Below are 15,885 nucleotides of genomic sequence, written 5' to 3'. Positions count from 1 at the left end.
GGATACCTTCCGGCGGGGGACTTTCCGCGTCCCTCACGTCAGGGAGGGCAGGTCATGGCCGGGAGCGTCACCAACTGGGCGGGCAACATCACCTACACCGGCGCGGAGCTGCGGCGCCCGCGCGGCCCGGAGGAACTGCGGGCGCTGGTGCGGGGCGGCTCGCGGGTGCGGGTGCTGGGCAGCGGGCACTCCTTCAACCGGATCGCCGACCCGGGCGAGGGCGGGGTGCTGCTGTCCCTGGACGCCATGCCCCGGCGGATCGAGGTAGACCCCGGCGCGCGCACCGTGGTGGCCGGCGGCGGGGTGCGCTACGCCGAGCTGGCCCGCGAGGTGCACGCGCACGGCCTGGCCCTGCCGAACATGGCGTCGCTGCCGCACATCTCCGTCGCCGGGTCGGTGGCGACCGGCACGCACGGTTCCGGGGTGACGAACGGCCCGCTGGCCTCGGCGGTGCGGGAGGTGGAGCTGGTCACGGCGGCCGGTGACCTGCTGCGGATCGGCCGGCGGGACGCACGGTTCGGCGCCGTGGTCACCTCGCTCGGCGCCCTGGGCGTCGTCACCGCGCTCACCCTGGACCTGGAACCGGCCTACGAGGTGGAGCAGCACGTCTTCACCGAGCTGCCGCTCGACGTGCTCGACCCGGAGACGTTCGAGCGGGTGATGGCGTCGGCGTACAGCGTGAGCCTGTTCACCGACTGGCGGGCGCCCGGCTTCCGGCAGGTGTGGCTCAAGCGCCGTACCGACCGGCCGCTGCCGCCGTTCCCGTGGGCGGAACCCGCGACGGAGAAGATGCACCCGGTGCCGGGCATGCCCGCCGTGAACTGCACCGAGCAGTTCGGGGTGCCGGGGCCGTGGCACGAGCGGCTGCCGCACTTCCGGGCGGAGTTCACCCCGAGCAGCGGGGAGGAACTCCAGTCGGAGTACCTGGTGCCGCGCGGCCACGCCGTCGAGGCGCTGCACGCGCTCGACGCGATCCGGGCGACGATCGCCCCCGTCCTGCAGACCTGCGAGATCCGCACCGTCGCCGCGGACGAGCAGTGGCTCAGCCCGGCCCACGGCCGGGACTCGGTGGCCTTCCACTTCACCTGGATCGCCGAGGCCGGGGCGGTGCTGCCGGTGGTGGGGCGGGTGGAGGAGGCTTTGGCGCCCTTCGCGCCCCGGCCGCACTGGGGGAAGGTGTTCACCGTCCCGGGCGCGGAGCTGGCCGACCGCTACCCCCGGCTGGCGGACTTCCGCGCCCTGGCCGCCGACCTGGACGGGGCGGGGGTCTTCCGCAACGCCTTCACGGACGCACTGCTGGGGGCGTGAGGCGCGGTACGCGGGCTCGGACGCGATCCCGGGGGCGGGGGCGGGGCGGCTCGGGGACGGGCTCCGGCTCCGGCTCCGGCTCCGGCTCTCGCCCGAACTCGGCATCCGGCCGAAGGGTGGCGGCCTCACGCGGGCGCGAACGAGTGCATCTCGTCGCCGCCCGGCCGCACCACCCCGTAGGTGCTCTCGGGGACGGCGTTCCAGGCTCCCGGCATGTCGCCGAGGGGCTCGGAGACGATCAGGCGGGTGCCCTCGGCCACGCCCCGCAGGAACTCCAGGTCGGGGTGGAGCGAGCGCAGGGTCTCCACACGGGTGCTGTAGAAGAGGGACCGGGACTTCCACATGCTCGAGTAACGGAACGCCCACAGGCTCTCACCGTCGGTCACGGCGACCGTCATCTGCAAGGGGTCCTCGATGCCGTGCGCCCTGCCCGTGCGTTCCACCAGGCCGGCCATCCGGGCGACGGCGGCCGGCGGGTCCTCCTCCAGGCCCAGGGTGAGCGCCAGGTAGAACAACGTCTCGGAGTCCGTGGAGCCCTCGATGTGCGGGAAGAGTGCGGGGTCCACGGCCATCAGCAGGTCGCGCCGGATCCGGTCGAACCCCTCGATCGCGCCGTTGTGCATCCACATCCAGGGGCCGTGGCGGAACGGGTGGCAGTTGGTCTGCTGCACCGCGGAACCGGTCGAGGCCCGGATGTGGGCGAAGAACAGGTGTGAGCGGACGTGGCCGGCGATCTCGCGCAGGTTCCGGTTGCTCCAGGCCGGGCCGATCTCCCGGAGTACGGCCGGGGTGCCGTTGTCCTCCCCGTACCAGCCGACGCCGAAGCCGTCGCCGTTGGTGGTCTCCATCCCCATCCGGGAGTGCAGGCTCTGGTCGATCAGCGAGTGGGCGGGCCGGTACAGGATGCTGTCGAGCAGGATCGGGGTTCCCGAGTAGGCGAGCCATCGGCACATCGCACAGGGTCCTCTCGTGTCGCTTCACGTCCGCATCACGCCGTTCGGGGTGCCGCGGGTCGCCGTCCCCGCCGCCTTCGTCCCCGCCTTCCTCCCCGCCCTCGTCTCCGTTCCACTCGTTCGGGGCCCCACGGGTCGCCCGTCGCGCCGACGCCCCGAGTACCCGCGGGGACGTCCCGGACCCGCCCGTGGGAACGGACGTCCCCGCGCGTCCTCAGGGCTGCCGGGCCCACCACGGCTGTCGGACCGTTCGCAGCCTCGGACCGGACGGGCCGGCCGACCGCGCGCCGCGCGCTCCCCGCGCCCGGGGCCGGCCGGCCCGCCCGGCCCGTCCCGCCCGGTCGTCGGTGGCCGGGGTCGCGGCGGTCCGGCTACCGTCGGTCGTATGCAGCCCTCGCCCGCACCGAACCTGGCCGACGCCCTCGCGGGCGGCACACTGGTGCTCGACGGTGGTCTGTCCAACCAGCTCGCGGCGGCCGGGCACGACCTGGGCGACGCGCTGTGGTCGGCCCGGCTGCTGGCCGACGCCCCCGAGGCCGTCGCCGACGCCCACCTCGCGTACTTCGAAGCGGGCGCCGACGTGGCGATCACCGCCAGCTACCAGGCCACGTTCGAGGGTTTCGCCCGGCAGGGCATCGACCGCCGCCGCGCCGCCGGACTGCTCGCCGTGAGCGTGGAGGCGGCCCGCGACGCCGTCCAGCGCGCCGTCACCGCCCGTCCCCTGTACGTCGCCGCCTCGGTCGGCCCCTATGGCGCGATGCTCGCCGACGGCTCCGAGTACCGGGGCCGCTACGGCCTGACCGTGGCGGAGCTGGAACGCTTCCACCGGCCCCGGATGGAGGTCCTGGCGGCGTCCCGCCCCGACGTCCTCGCCCTGGAGACCGTCCCCGACATCGACGAGGCGGCGGCCCTCCTGGCCGTCCTGCCCGGTCTGGGCGTGCCGGCCTGGCTGTCCTACTCCGCCGCCGGCGGCCGCACCCGGGCCGGCCAGCCGCTGGAGGACGCCTTCGCGCTGGCCGCGGACGCCGACGAGGTGATCGCCGTCGGCGTCAACTGCTGCACCCCCGAGGACGCCGATCACGCCGTCGCCCTCGCCGCCCGCGTCACGGACAAGCCCGTCGTCGTCTACCCCAACAGCGGTGAGACCTGGGACGCCACCGCCCGCGCCTGGACGGGCCGCCCGACGTTCACCGCGAGCCGGGTCGCCGGCTGGCGGGAGGCCGGTGCCCGCCTGATCGGGGGGTGCTGCCGGGTGGGTCCGGAGGCCATAGCGGACGTGGCGGCGGCGGTGGGCCGCGGCTGACGTAGCGCCGCACCGCCGTGCCGTGCACCGGTCAGTCGCGCCGCAGGACGTACCGGTCGGGCGCCTCCACGTCGCCGAACAGGCGGTACAGGCTGGGATGTTCGGCCGTACCGCTGAACGCGTAGCTCTCCTCCAGGCAGCCGTCGCCGTGCAGCCGGACCTCCGGTTCGGACCCCCGCTCCGTGCGGTCCCAGGTGCCGGACGCACTGCACCGTTCCTCCGCCCCAAGGCCGTCGGCCACCGCCGTGCCGTCCGCCCGGAGGGTCAGCGTGCCTCCCCGGTCGTCCGTCCAGGTGCCGACGAGTTGCTCCTCGGTGAGCCCGGGCGGCTCGTACAGCTCCAGCGTTCCGGTCGCGTACGCCACCACGCCGGCCGTGAGGGTGACGGCCGCCACCGCCCCGCCCGCCGCGCCGACGATCACGGGCACCGCGACCCGGGCACCGGTGCCGCGCGCGACGGTCGCGGCCCGCGCGCACAGCACGGCCGGGGTCAGGACGAGGAAGACCACCGGGGCCACGAGCAGCAGCCGGGCCACGTCGCCGCCACGGACCGCCCCCACCGCGCCGGCGACCGCCCCGGTCACCACGGCGAGCACCGCGCACACGGCCAGGCACCACAGCGCCGTGTCCGTCCGGCCGGCCCGGCGGGCGGACCGGCGGGAGAGCCGGAGCACCGGCAGGACCACCGCCGCCGAGCCGGTCAGCCCCGCCAGTGCGCCGGCCACCACGCCGAGCACGGCTCCGAGGATCCATCCGAGGGGCGCCCCCGCCCCGGCGAAGTGGGCGTCCTCCCCCTGGAGGGCCACGATCACGAAGACGATCAGGGCCAGCGTGCCCTCCGCCACCAGCGCCACGGCCCCCGTCAGCCAGGCGGAGATCCAGCCCCCTCCGCCGACCCCCTCGGCGCCCGCCGGTGCCGTCCTGTCGCGTGGCAAAGTCGACTGTGCCATTACCGCCCCCTGTTGTCGCCGGATTCATCATGCACCTGCCCTGTCCGGCGGCTTCACGAGGGCTCCCGGTACCTCCTCGGCGGTGCGCGGGCGGTCGCACCCGCCGGCCGGCCCCTCCGGCGCGTGCGCGGCAGGCCCGATCGGCGCCCTCCCTCCGGGGGACGCCTGCCCGGCGGGACGGTCGTGTGGCGATGAGTTCGGGGGCGCCCCGCGGTCATAGGGTCGGACCCGGAACCGAGGAGGATTCCCCATGCGCGACGTGACCTACTCCATGAACGTCTCCCTGGACGGCTACATCGCCGGACCGGACGGCGGCTTCGACTGGTCGGAACCGGACGAGGAGGTCTTCCGCTTCTGGATCGACGACCTCCGCACCGTCGGCGTCCACCTGCTGGGCCGGAACCTGTACGAGACGATGCTGTACTGGGAGACCGCGGCCGAGGACCCGTCGCTCGACGCCGCCCAGCGCGAGTGGGTCGATCTGTGGAACCCGCTCCCCAAGGTGGTGTTCTCCACCACGCTGTCGGACGTCCGGGGCCGTGCCCGCCTGGCCACCGGCACCGTGGCGGAGGAGATCGAACGGCTGCGGGCCGAACCGGGCGAGGGAGAGATCGCCATCGGCGGCGCGACGCTCGCCGCGGAGGCCGCCGCCGCGGGACTGATCGACGAGTACCGGGTCATGGTGTACCCGGTCCTGGTCGGCGGGGGCCTCCCCTACTTCGCCCGGGACGAGCGCCGGGTGGACCTCGACCTGGTCGAGACCCGCCCGTTCGGCTCGAAGTTCGTGCTCCTGCGCTACCGCGTGCGGCGGTAGCGCAGGCCGCCCGGACCCCGACGCCGCCGACGGGGCAGCCGCCCGGGCTGCCGACGGGCTCGGGGCGGTGGCCAGGATCGGAACGGACGGCCGGGTCGGGAACGGACGGCCAGGCCCGGAACGGACGGCCGGGCTTGGAACGCCGCCGGGTCCGGACTGCCGAGGGGTTCGGAGCGGTGGCCGGCTTCGGCGTGGTGGCCCGGGTGGCCAGGGCTGCCGGGTGCGCGGCCGGGGGGGGTCATGGGGTACGGCCGGGGACCGGCTGGTGTCGGCACGACCCGGCGGGCGGTGCGGCCGGGAAAACCGGTGTCGCCGGGCGCCCGCGCGTCCCTACAGTTCGCGTCCATGGACGACACCTCCGCTCCGCCCCGGCACACCCGGCTCACCTTCCACGGGCCCCTCTCCGAGGACCGGGCAGCCCGGATGATCGGCCGCCTGACCGCGCAAACCGCCCCGGGTGCCGGAGTCGCCCCGGACATCCCGGAGACCCCGGTCGCCCCAGACACCCCGGTCGCCCCGGGGACCGTGCTGGACATCGGCTGCGGCTGGGGGGAGTTCATGCTTCGCCTCCTGGAGGCGTCACCCGGGTCGACCGGCGTCGGCATCGATGTCGACGCGGAGGACCTGGCCCGCGGGCGCGCGGCAGCCGAGGCCCGGGGACTCGCCGGACGGGTCCGCTTCCTGCGGGAATCCGCGCGGGACACCACCCGCGGCCCTGCCGACCTCGTCCTCTGCCTGGGCGCCTCCCACGCCCTCAGCGACGCCCCGCCGCCCGGGCACATCGGCGCCGCCCTGCGGGCCCTGCGCCGCCTAGTGGCCCCGGGCGGCAGGGTCGTCCTCGGCGAGGGCTTCTGGCACCGTCCGCCCGCTCCCGGAGAGCTGTCGGCGATGTGGCCGGGTGCCACCGTCGGCGAACTCCCCGACCTCACCGGGCTCGTGGACCTCGCCGTCGCTTCGGGGTTCCGGCCGGTGTGGATCGAGACGGCGAGCACCGGCGAGTGGGAGGACTTCGAGTCCGCCTACCGGTCCGACGTGGAGGAGTGGCTGGCCGCGCACCCCGGTCATCCGCTGGCCGAGGAGACCCGCGAGCGCGTCGACCGGCAGCGTTCCCGCTGGCTGCGGAGTTACCGCGAGGTCATGGGACTGGCCTACCTCACCCTCGCCCCCGTGGGCTGAGGGCCGTCGCGGGCCTCCGTCCGGTCCGTGCTCCTCCGGCCGGCGGCGGCAGCGGCGGCGCGGCCTCCCGGTTGTTGCCGCCGGGGACGTCGTGGCCGGGCGGGCGTCAGGTGCGCCGCGGCACGCCGATGCGCCGCAACCGGCCGATCACGCGGCGCAGTTCGGGCGACTCGGCGGGAGCGGGGGGCGTGTCGCCGGAGGAGGCCCACAGGGCGAGTTCCCGGTCGCGGGGGCCGTGGACGGTGCGCGGGGGGCCGTCGCCGAAGACGTGGACGGGGTGGTCGGCGTCCCAGCGGGGCCAGCCGGGGGTGCCGTCGGTGACGAAGCGGACCCAGGCCCCGTGCATCGCGTCGGCGAGGTCAGCGGGAGCGTCGTCCCCGGCGAGCTTCCGCGCCTCGGGCCGGTCACCGGTGTCGAAGACGAAGCCCAGTTCCAGGGCGTGGCAGGCTCCCATGCCGGGCAGGCCGGACGGCCAGGCGAACTCGTAGACGAAGCTGGGGTCCGTCCGGCCGTCGGCGAGACGGTGCAGCGGCACGCGCAGCAGGCGGTCGGTGACCATCTGGCCGACGATCTCCGCGGTACCGGCACCGGGGAGCAGCTCGCGGTAGCCGCGGGGCACCTCGCCGCCGCAGCGGCAGCGGGCCATCGCGCCCGCGAGGGCGACCGGGCCGAGACGGTCGACGCGGTCCACCAGGCCGCCGGGGACCAGCCACAGACGGTACTCGTCGCGTGTCCAGCCCATGAGGAGGTCCACCCCGCGGGCGGCGCCCCCGTCGGTGAGCGCGTCGAGGGGATCGCCCGGGACGAGGTCACCGTCCACGACGACGCCGAAGGCGGGGCCGCCGAGCACCGGGCTGCTGAGGCGGCCGGCCTCGGCCTGGGCGCGGAGCAGGCGGGCCGGGTCCACCGCGGCGAACGCCTCCGCCGTGGCGGGCACCTTCAGGCGGCCCGCCATGCGGCGCACCATCCGCCGCACCTTGTCCCGGTCGGACGTCTCGGGCGGCCCGCTCTGCAGGATCGCCCGCCGGACCAGGCCCCGGGTCTGCGGTGCGGCGAGGAGGACGCCCGTGCTGATCGCCCCGGCGGACTGCCCGGCCAGGGTGACACGGCCGGGGTCACCGCCGAACGCCCCGATCGCCGTGTGCACCCACCGCAGGGCCGCCAGCTGGTCGTGCAGCCCCGGGTTGGCGGGGGCGTCCGGGAAGAGGCCGTAACCCTCCACGCCCAGGCGGTAGTTGACCGATACGCACACCACGCCGTCCCGGGCGAAGGCGTGCCCGTCGTACACGGGGACGGCGGAGGAGCCCCGGGTGAGGGCCCCGCCGTGCAGCCAGACCAGGACGGGGAGGCGGGCGTGCGGGGACGGGTCCGGGGTCCACACGTTGAGGTTGAGGCAGCCGTCGCCCGCCACGAACGGGTCGGAGAGGTACTGCGCGAACGCCTCGGAGTACGGCGGCTTCGGGGCCGTCGGCCCGAACGCCCCGGCGTCGCGCACCCCGTCCCACGGCTCGGGCGGAACGGGCGGGCGGAACCGGCGCGGACCGAACGGGGGCGCCGCGTACGGGATGCCCCGGTACACGGCGACGCCGCGCTCCCACCGGCCGCGGACGGCACCGTGGGGTGTGGCGGTCACGGGATGCGCCTGGTCTGCCGTCATCTGCCACCAGCCCTTCCGCGCCGCGCTCACGCGCGCCGCTGAACCCACCGGTAACACAAGAGCACTCTCCTCGCACGCGGTATTCCGTCCGCCGGGAGGGCGCCCCGGGTCGGCCCGCGCGGCGCCGGCGCACGGAGGACGGGCCGGCGGGGAGGGGCGCCGCCGCGCGGCCCGCCCCTCCCCCGGCCCGCTCACGCCGGTGACGCGGTGGCGGTCGTGAGGAATCCGCGCAGGTGGCCGGCCACGGTGTCCAGGTGGCTCTCCAGCAGGAAGTGGCCGCCCCCGCGGACCAGGCGGATCTCCGCGTCCGGGAGGTCCCGCGCGAAGGCGCGCGCCCCGTCCGGGCCGAAGATCTCGTCCCCCGCGCCCCAGACCGCGAGGAGCGGGACCCGGCGCTCCCGGAACCAGGCGTGCACCCGGGGGTAGAGCGGCCGGTTGGAGGCGTAGTCGCGGAACAGGGCCAGCTGGGCGAGGTCGTTGCCCGGGCGGTTGACGTCCCGGTGGTCGGCGGTCCAGGTGTCGGGGTCGACGCGTTCGGGCCGGTCCACACCGTGCAGGTACTGCCACCGGATGGCGTCCAGCGAGAGGGCGGCCCGGACGGCGGGCTCGGTGGCGGGGCCCGGGTCCTCGGCGTACGCCCAGACCGGCTTCCAGAAGTCCGGTACGAAGCCGTCCTCGTAGGCGTTGCCGTTCTGGGTGATCACCGCCGTGATCGCCTGCGGGGCGCGCAGGGCGAGCCGCCAGCCGATGGGGGCGCCGTAGTCCTGGACGTAGATCGCGTAGCGGGTGACGCCGAGCTGGGCCAGGAGGGCCTCGGTGACGTCCGTGAGGGCGTCGAAGGTGTAGGTGAACTCGTCCACGGCCGGGGTGTCGGAGCGGCCGAAGCCGAGGTGGTCGGGCGCGATGACGTGGAAGCGGTCGGCGAGGGCGGGGACGAGGTGGCGGAACATGCGCGAGCTGGTGGGGAAGCCGTGCAGCAGCACGAGCGTGGGGGCTTCCCGGGGCCCCGCCTCGCGGTAGAGGACGCGGTGCCCCCGCACGGTGGCGTACTGGTGGCGGATCTCGGCCATTACTAACCCCTTAGGCAGGTTTTGATGGTTACCTTGCTGCCAGTAGACCCCCGGTGGAGTAACCTGTCAAACGCGTTGATGGAGTTAGCCGGAAAGGTGGCGGGTGGCGTGCTGGACGAGCGGGCCCTGCTGGAGGCGCTGAACAGCACCCCGGTGCTCGACGGCCGGCCCCAGGACCTGTGGAGCGACGACCACGATGTGGACCGGTGGGCCCGGGACCACGGCCGAGAGGTCTCCGGCGACGCGGAACGGCGGTGGCTGCGCACCGCCCGGGACGCGCTGCGGGCGGTGGAGTCGGGCACCTCGGACGGGGGCGGTCTGCGCCGGGTCCTCGCCGGGGTCCGCCAGGTGCCGCGGGCCGGCTCCTCGGGCGTCGAGTGGGAGCTGGAGGTGCCGGACGGGCGCGGGCTCGCCGTGGAGCTGGTCCTCACCTGGGCGGACGTCAAGGAGCGCCTGCCCGGCCGGCTGCGGCCCTGCGGCAACCCGGAGTGCCGTCTGTTCCTGCTGGACCGCAGTCGCGCCAACACCGCGCGCTGGTGCTCCATGAAGACCTGCGGGAACCGGCTCAAGGCCCGCCGGCACCAGGCGCGGGTCCGGCAGACCTCGCGGCCCGAGTAGCCCGGCGGTCACGGCGGCCGGGCGAGCGGGTCCGATTTCTTCAAGACCGGGTCCCTGCCCCGTCCCTACCGTGGGGCCCATGAGTGCACGTTTCGATGCCATCGGACTGGTCGTCTCGGACATGGCGGCCTCGGTCGCCTTCTACCGCCGGCTCGGCTTCGCGTTCCCCGAAGGGGCCGCGGAGCAGGGGCACGCGGAGGCGGAACTGCCGGGCGGCCTGCGGTTGTTGCTGGACACGGAGGAGGTGGTCCGTTCCTTCCACCCCGAGTGGCAGGCCCCCTCCGGGGGCGGCCGGGCCTCGCTGGCGCTGCGGTGCGACAGCCCCGACGAGGTGGACGCGCTCTACGGGGAACTGGTCGCCGAGGGGTACCACGGGGAACTGAAGCCGTGGGACGCGGTCTGGGGCCAGCGGTACGCCGTGGTGCAGGACCCGGACGGCAACGGGGTCGACCTCTTCGCACCGTCCCAGGGCGGCGGGGCGGCGTAGGGGCGACCCGTGGGGCATCGCGCTGTCTCAGGGCGCCGGTGTCCACCCCGAATCGAGTGGAACGGGAGGCTCGAGGAGCCCCGGGCGCTGCGGAGGGCTCGGCGCACGCACCGGCAGGCATGGGTGCCACGGCCCGGCACGCGGGCTCGGCGACGCCGGCGGGTCGCCACCTGTGCTGCCCCCGCCCGTCTATCGACCGCCCCCGCCCAGCAGTTCCCGCAGCGGCAGACCCGTCAACGCCCGTACGTCACGCGACAGGTGGGCCTGGTCGGCGTAGCCGGTGCGGGCGGCGGTCTCGGCCGCCGGGGTGCCGGCGCGGGCCAGGGCGAGGGCGCGGTGCAGGCGGAGGATGCGGGCGAGGGTCTTGGGGCCGTAGCCGAACGCCACGAGCGACCGGCGGTGCAGCTGGCGGGCCGAGACGCCGAGTTCGTCGGCCACCGCGCCGACCGGCCGACCCGCGCCGAGGGCTGCGGCCAGGGACCGCAGTACCGGGTCGGGCGGGTCGGTGGCCGCCGCCAGGCGCAGGGTCAGGTCCTCCAGGCCGGTCACGGGGTCGGGGGCGGCGCGCAGGCGGGCGGTGTGCCGGCGGGTCTCGGCGGCGCCGCGGAGGTCGGCGAGGTCGACGCGCCGGTCGCGCAGCTCGTGGGCGGGGACGCCGAGCAGGGCGGGAGCGGTGCCGGGCCGGAGGCGGATGCCGGTCCACGTGCTGGGCCCGCCGGCGGTGAGGTGGGCGCGGGTGTCGGGGCCGGCGACCAGCAGGCGCCCTTCGTGCCAGAGCAGGTCCATGCAGCCGTCGGGCAGGACCCGGCCGCTGCCCTCGTCGCCGGAGAGGGTGTTGCGCCACACGACCGCCCCCGGCAGCCGCGACGCCCGTTCGCGGTACACGTGCGCCACCTCCCACTCGCCGTTCACCTTACGCGCCAACCAGGCGCCGGACCTGCCGGTTCCGGTGGCCGGAACGTCCCCGGCAGCCCCTGACACGCACCGGGCACGCATCAAGCACGCCCGGGCCGGGGAGGTCGCCGGGCCCCGCCACACCGACCCGCGCGGGCGCCCGCCCCACGGAAGCCCCGTGGGCCGGCCCTGCCCTCCGGTACCCGCCCGCGCCCGGGCACCCCCTAGCGGCGTGCCGGATCTCCGTTGCACCGCCCGCCCGGAGCCGTACCGCCCCGCGCAGCCCTCACCGAAGCCCGGCGGACCGGGGGTGTCCGGCATCCTCCGGTCCGTCCCGCGCCGTGCGCCAGTCCTGGGGGCTGACGCCGTAGGCGCGTTTGAAGGCGGCCGAGAGCGCGAACGCGCTGCCGTAGCCGACCCGGCGGGCGATGGCGCCGAGGGTGTCGTCGGTGTCGCGGAGCCGGTCCGCGGCCAGGGCCAGGCGGAAGCCGGTGAGGTAGGCCATCGGGGGTTCACCGACGCGGGCGGTGAAGCGGCGGGCGAGGGAGGCGCGGGAGACCCCGGCCTTCGCGGCCAGGTCGGCGACCGTCCAGGGGCGGGCGGGATCGTTCTGGAGCAGGCGCAGCGCCGGGCCGACGACCGGGTCCCCCAGGGCCGCGTACCAGGCGGGGGGCTCCGCCCCGGGGCGGTCGAACCAGGCCCGCAGGGCGGCGATGACCAGGAGATCGAGAAGCCGGTCGAGGACGACCTCCTGGCCGGGGCGGTCGCGCACGATCTCCTGCGCGAGGAGCGGGGTGAGCGGGCAGTCCCAGGCGTCGGCGGTGAGGGAGAGCAGCGGCGGGAGAGCGTCGAGGAGACGGCCGCCGAGTTCGCCGCGCCGCCCGTAGGTGCCGATGAGCATGACGGTGGCGCCGTCGGTCCGGTCGCCCCAGGTGCGGACGCCGAGGTCCATGACGCCGTTGAGGGGGCGTCCGTCGGGGTGGTGGCACTCGCCGCCGGGCAGGATCAGCGCCTGCGGCGCGGTGCCCGGGTCGTCGCCGCAGGTGTACGGGGCGGGACCGCGGGCGAGGGCGAGGTCGCCGGGGCGGAGGCGCAGCCGTGGGCCGCGGTCCGGCACGATCCAGGCGTCACCGCGCACCACGAGCATCACGGTGAGCGGGGCACGGTCCTCGATCCGGACGGCCCAGGGCGGGTCGAAACAGGCCCTGATCAGGAACGCCCCGCGGGCGCGCGGACCTTCCAGCAGACCGGTGAGGACGTCCATGCGGTCAGCGTAGACGCGCGGGCAGGCCCACGGACGCGGGAGCTGCCGGCCGGCCCGCGTACCTCTCCGCGTACCTCGGAGCCGCCGCGCATCCCCCGGGCCCGGGGGCCGGAGGGGCGGCAGGACGGCCCCTGACCGGCCGCGCCGGATCGCACGGGCGACCCACGCCACCCGTTCCGCCCGACCCCGCGCCGGATCGCAGGGGCGACCTACTCCGTGCCCCCCGCCCGACCGCCCCGGCGCCGGGGTCCGGCTCAGCGGTCGGGCCGGGTGTCGTCGTCGTCCGTGTCGGTTCCGTGCTTCGGGGGGTGGCCGGACTTGGCGTGGGTGCGCAGCCGGGCGGTGACGTCCTCCGGGGGGAGGAAGCGGGACCAGCGTTCGGGGAACTCGGAGGGCATGTCGGGGTCGGCCTCGCCGTCGTCGGCGGTGACCGTGGTGCGGGCGACGTACTCGGCGACCTGCGCCTGGCGCATCCGCTCGTTGGCCTCGCGGGCGGCGGCCGTGGCGGCGGCCGGCCAGACCCGGTCGATGGCGGCGTTGACGGCGGCCCCGACCAGGACCGCGAACGCGGACACACCGATCCACAGCAGCACGGCGACGGGCGCCGCGAGGGAGCCGTAGATGGTGGGTCCCTCGACGGTGTTGCTCAGGTAGAGGCGCAGCAGGAAGCTGCCGAGGACCCACATGGCGAGGGCGACCAGCGCGCCCGGCACGTCCTCGATCCAGGGCGACCGCACGGGTACGGACACGTGGTAGAGCGTGGTGAGGAAGGCGACCGACAGCAGGATGACGACGGGCCAGTACAGGACCTGCACCACGGTGGTCGACCAGGGCACGATGCGCACCACGGCGTCCGGTCCGGCCACCATGAGGGGCAGGGCGACGGAGCCGATCAGCAGGGCGACCAGGAACAGCAGGAAGGCCAGCAGGCGGGTTTTGACGATGCCGCGGACGCCGTCGAGGCCGTACATGACGGTGATGGTGTCGATGAAGACGTTCACCGCGCGCGAGCCGGACCACAGGGCGAACAGGAAGCCTATGGAGATGACGTCGGGGCGGCCTCCTTTCATCACGTCGTCCAGGATGGGCTGGGCGATCTGCTCCACACCGCGGTCGGACAGCACCGTGCGGGAGGCGTCGAGGAGGTTGCTGCGCAGGCTGGCGATGGTGTCGGCGCCGGTCCAGGTGTCGACGTAACCGAGCAGCCCGATCATGCTGAGCAGCAGCGGGGGCACCGACAGCAGCGTGAAGAACGCGGCCTCGGCGGCCAGGCCCAGGATGCGGTACTCCATGCACGAGTTGACCGTGTCCTTGAGCAGCAGCCACGCGGTCCTGCGTTTGGATACGTTCCGGTAGAGGGCCCTGGCCCTGTGGAGGCGACCGGACGGCTCGTCGGTGGTGTCTCTTGCTGGCTGCACGTGCTAACGGTATCCGTCGCGCCTGGTCGCACTCACCCACCGGCGGATTCGTCCGGCACCGGTCCGTTCCGGCGGCCCGCCCGCCGGTGCGGGGTGAGGCGCCGGAGGTTGGGGGTAGGTTCGCTGACATGGCAGGCACCACGCACACCGTGACCAACCAGGCTCCGCCCCTCGTGCAGTACGACGTGTTCGGCGCCGACCGGGCCCTGGTGGAGGCGGTCGGACGGCACCTGGATCCGCAGGTGCGCGAGGAGGCCGAGGCGGAGCTGACGGGCCTGGGCCGCACGTCCGGGTCGGCGCAGGTGCTGGAGTGGGGGGCGCTGGCGAACGAGCATCCGCCGCGGCTGCACACCCACGACCGCTACGGCCACCGGATCGACGAGGTGGAGTTCCACCCGTCCTGGCACCGGCTGCTCGGCAAGGGGGTGTCCGCGGGCCTGACGGCGGCCTGGGGACGGCCCGGCGGGCATGTGCGGCGGGCGGCGGCGTTCGTGGTGTGGACGCAGGTGGAGGCGGGCAACTGCTGCCCGCTGTCGATGACGCACGCGGCGGTGCCGGCCCTGCGCACCGATCCGGCCCTGGCCGCGGTGTGGGAGCCGCGCCTGACGTCGGAGGTCTACGACCGCGGGCTGCGGCCGGCCGGAGAGAAGGCCGGGGCGCTGTTCGGGATGGCCATGACGGAGAAGCAGGGCGGGAGCGACGTCCGCGCGAACACCACCGCGGCCCGCCCGCTCGCCGAGGACGGCACGTACGAGCTGACCGGGCACAAGTGGTTCTGCTCGGCGCCGATGTCGGACGCCTTCCTGGTGCTGGCGCAGGCACCCGGCGGGCTCACCTGCTTCCTGGTGCCGCGGGTCCTGGAGGACGGCACCCGCAACACGTTCCTGATCCAGCGGCTGAAGGACAAGCTGGGCAACCGCTCGAACGCCTCGGCCGAGGTCGAGTTCGCCGGGACGTGGGCGCGCCGGGTCGGCGAGGAGGGCCGGGGGGTGCACACCATCATCGGGATGGTGGCGGCGACCCGGCTGGACTGCGTCCTGGGCTCGGCGGGCCTGATGCGGCAGGCGGTGGCGCAGGCGGTGCACCACTGCGCCCACCGGGAGGCGTTCGGCGGGAAGCTGATCGACAAGCCGCTGATGCGCAACGTCCTGGCCGACCTGGCCCTGGAATCGGAGGCCGCGACGACGCTGGCGCTGCGGCTGGCCGCCGCGTACGACGACGGCGGCGAGCAGGAGCGGGCACTGCTGCGGATCGCGGTGCCGACGGCGAAGTTCTGGGTGACCAAGCGCTGCGCGCCGCTGGTGGTGGAGGCGGCGGAGTGCCTGGGCGGCAACGGGTACGTGGAGGAGTCCGGGATGCCGCGGCTGGTGCGGGAGTCGCCGTTGAACTCGGTGTGGGAGGGCGCGGGGAACGTGCAGGCGCTGGACGTGCTGCGGGCGCTGCGCCGGGAGCCGGGGGCATTGGACGCGTATCTGCGCGAGGTGGGACTGGCGCGCGGGGCGGATCACCGGCTGGACGGGGCGGTCAAGGGACTGCTGACCGAACTGGCCGACCTGGACGGCGTGGAGGGCCGGGCGCGCCGTCTGGTGGAGCGGCTGGCGCTGGTGCTCCAGGGCTCGCTGCTGGTGCGGTTCGCGCCGCCGGAGGTGGCGGACGCGTTCTGCGCGGGGCGGCTGGGCGGCGACGGGGGCGCGGTCTTCGGCACGCTGCCGCACACCCTGGACCTGGCGTCGCTGGTGGAACGGGCACGGCCGACGGCCTGACCGCGACCGGACCACGGCCGGTCACGGGAGACGGGCGACACACGCGCACCTGGCGGCACACGGGCTACGGCCGACGCGCGGACGACGCACGGCCGGCCGCCGAGGCACGGACGACTCGCGGGTGCGGGGACCGGTTGCCCGGTGGCGGGGGAGGCTCCCGGAGCTCTCCCACGCGGGGGTGGTGCTGCGCCGACACGGCACCACCCCCGCC

The 15,885-nt window shown here is 75.5% G+C and carries 14 protein-coding genes; 7 read left to right on the top strand and 7 right to left on the bottom strand.

Annotation, left to right across the window (positions count from 1 at the left end):
• Positions 1-54: 54 nt before the first annotated feature.
• Complete coding sequence (locus AB0F01_RS20850; protein ID WP_362097641.1) at positions 55-1,308, top strand: FAD-binding protein; 1,254 nt, start codon at positions 55-57, stop codon at positions 1,306-1,308.
• A gap of 125 nt (positions 1,309-1,433) precedes the next feature.
• Here the strand turns inward: AB0F01_RS20850 and AB0F01_RS20845 are convergent, their stop codons facing one another.
• A complete protein-coding gene (locus AB0F01_RS20845; protein ID WP_362097638.1) occupies positions 1,434-2,261 on the bottom strand; it encodes a class II glutamine amidotransferase in 828 nt (275 codons plus the stop codon).
• 385 nt (positions 2,262-2,646) lie between these two features.
• Here AB0F01_RS20845 and mmuM point away from each other — a divergent pair, with 385 nt between their 5' ends.
• Positions 2,647-3,564, top strand: coding sequence for a homocysteine S-methyltransferase (mmuM, locus tag AB0F01_RS20840; RefSeq protein WP_362097635.1), 918 nt, complete (start codon positions 2,647-2,649; stop codon positions 3,562-3,564).
• Positions 3,565-3,595: 31 nt separating this feature from the next.
• Here mmuM and AB0F01_RS20835 read toward each other — a convergent pair whose 3' ends face one another.
• The gene (locus AB0F01_RS20835; RefSeq protein ID WP_362097632.1) at positions 3,596-4,513 is read right to left on the bottom strand and encodes a hypothetical protein; all 918 of its coding nucleotides are present in this window, start codon (positions 4,511-4,513) and stop codon (positions 3,596-3,598) included.
• 250 nt (positions 4,514-4,763) lie between these two features.
• Here AB0F01_RS20835 and AB0F01_RS20830 point away from each other — a divergent pair, with 250 nt between their 5' ends.
• Both AB0F01_RS20830 and AB0F01_RS20825 read left to right on the top strand, forming a co-directional pair.
• Positions 4,764-5,327 (top strand): dihydrofolate reductase family protein, encoded by a 564-nt coding sequence (locus AB0F01_RS20830; RefSeq protein WP_362097629.1) that lies wholly within the window; start codon positions 4,764-4,766, stop codon positions 5,325-5,327.
• Positions 5,328-5,672: 345 nt separating this feature from the next.
• Positions 5,673-6,503, top strand: a complete 831-nt coding sequence (locus tag AB0F01_RS20825) for a class I SAM-dependent methyltransferase (protein ID WP_362097626.1) — start codon at positions 5,673-5,675, stop codon at positions 6,501-6,503.
• A gap of 106 nt (positions 6,504-6,609) precedes the next feature.
• On the opposite strand, the gene AB0F01_RS20820 is transcribed toward AB0F01_RS20825, so the two are convergent.
• Complete coding sequence (locus AB0F01_RS20820; protein ID WP_362097688.1) at positions 6,610-8,160, bottom strand: carboxylesterase family protein; 1,551 nt, start codon at positions 8,158-8,160, stop codon at positions 6,610-6,612.
• Positions 8,161-8,351: 191 nt separating this feature from the next.
• A complete protein-coding gene (locus AB0F01_RS20815; protein ID WP_362097623.1) occupies positions 8,352-9,230 on the bottom strand; it encodes an alpha/beta hydrolase in 879 nt (292 codons plus the stop codon).
• Between the two features lie 78 nt (positions 9,231-9,308).
• On the opposite strand from AB0F01_RS20815, the gene AB0F01_RS20810 reads away from it, so the two are divergent.
• Positions 9,309-9,848: a CGNR zinc finger domain-containing protein gene (locus tag AB0F01_RS20810; RefSeq protein WP_362097620.1), complete on the top strand. Its 540-nt coding sequence runs from the start codon at positions 9,309-9,311 to the stop codon at positions 9,846-9,848.
• A gap of 79 nt (positions 9,849-9,927) precedes the next feature.
• Positions 9,928-10,335 (top strand): VOC family protein, encoded by a 408-nt coding sequence (locus tag AB0F01_RS20805; protein WP_362097618.1) that lies wholly within the window; start codon positions 9,928-9,930, stop codon positions 10,333-10,335.
• A 189-nt stretch (positions 10,336-10,524) separates the two neighbouring features.
• On the opposite strand, the gene AB0F01_RS20800 is transcribed toward AB0F01_RS20805, so the two are convergent.
• From AB0F01_RS20800 to AB0F01_RS20790, 3 genes are all read right to left on the bottom strand, one after another.
• Complete coding sequence (locus AB0F01_RS20800) at positions 10,525-11,220, bottom strand: helix-turn-helix domain-containing protein (protein ID WP_362097685.1); 696 nt, start codon at positions 11,218-11,220, stop codon at positions 10,525-10,527.
• A 295-nt stretch (positions 11,221-11,515) separates the two neighbouring features.
• Positions 11,516-12,493, bottom strand: coding sequence for an AraC family transcriptional regulator (locus tag AB0F01_RS20795; RefSeq protein ID WP_362097615.1), 978 nt, complete (start codon positions 12,491-12,493; stop codon positions 11,516-11,518).
• Between the two features lie 254 nt (positions 12,494-12,747).
• Entirely contained in the window at positions 12,748-13,911 is a 1,164-nt protein-coding gene (locus tag AB0F01_RS20790; protein ID WP_362097612.1) for a YihY/virulence factor BrkB family protein, read from the bottom strand.
• Between the two features lie 128 nt (positions 13,912-14,039).
• Here AB0F01_RS20790 and AB0F01_RS20785 point away from each other — a divergent pair, with 128 nt between their 5' ends.
• Positions 14,040-15,674, top strand: a complete 1,635-nt coding sequence (locus AB0F01_RS20785) for an acyl-CoA dehydrogenase family protein (protein ID WP_362097610.1) — start codon at positions 14,040-14,042, stop codon at positions 15,672-15,674.
• The last annotated feature ends 211 nt before the right edge of the window (positions 15,675-15,885 follow it).

It is taken from the genome of Streptomyces sp. NPDC029526 (genome assembly GCF_040637405.1).
In the GTDB taxonomy this organism is placed as follows: domain Bacteria; phylum Actinomycetota; class Actinomycetes; order Streptomycetales; family Streptomycetaceae; genus Streptomyces.
The sequence above is the reverse complement of the archived record's forward strand: the minus strand, read 5'-3'. Positions and strand labels throughout refer to the sequence as shown.

Bases quoted from the DNA above. Each gene is read 5' to 3' on its own strand.
- mmuM (WP_362097635.1), top strand. From the start codon at position 2,647: ATGCAGCCCTCGCCCGCACCGAACCTGGCCGACGCCCTCGCGGGCGGC.
- AB0F01_RS20820 (WP_362097688.1), bottom strand. From the start codon at position 8,160: ATGACGGCAGACCAGGCGCATCCCGTGACCGCCACACCCCACGGTGCC.
- AB0F01_RS20845 (WP_362097638.1), bottom strand. From the start codon at position 2,261: ATGTGCCGATGGCTCGCCTACTCGGGAACCCCGATCCTGCTCGACAGC.
- AB0F01_RS20815 (WP_362097623.1), bottom strand. From the start codon at position 9,230: ATGGCCGAGATCCGCCACCAGTACGCCACCGTGCGGGGGCACCGCGTC.
- AB0F01_RS20825 (WP_362097626.1), top strand. From the start codon at position 5,673: ATGGACGACACCTCCGCTCCGCCCCGGCACACCCGGCTCACCTTCCAC.
- AB0F01_RS20830 (WP_362097629.1), top strand. From the start codon at position 4,764: ATGCGCGACGTGACCTACTCCATGAACGTCTCCCTGGACGGCTACATC.
- AB0F01_RS20835 (WP_362097632.1), bottom strand. From the start codon at position 4,513: ATGGCACAGTCGACTTTGCCACGCGACAGGACGGCACCGGCGGGCGCC.
- AB0F01_RS20850 (WP_362097641.1), top strand. From the start codon at position 55: ATGGCCGGGAGCGTCACCAACTGGGCGGGCAACATCACCTACACCGGC.
- AB0F01_RS20785 (WP_362097610.1), top strand. From the start codon at position 14,040: ATGGCAGGCACCACGCACACCGTGACCAACCAGGCTCCGCCCCTCGTG.
- AB0F01_RS20805 (WP_362097618.1), top strand. From the start codon at position 9,928: ATGAGTGCACGTTTCGATGCCATCGGACTGGTCGTCTCGGACATGGCG.
- AB0F01_RS20795 (WP_362097615.1), bottom strand. From the start codon at position 12,493: ATGGACGTCCTCACCGGTCTGCTGGAAGGTCCGCGCGCCCGCGGGGCG.
- AB0F01_RS20810 (WP_362097620.1), top strand. From the start codon at position 9,309: ATGGAGTTAGCCGGAAAGGTGGCGGGTGGCGTGCTGGACGAGCGGGCC.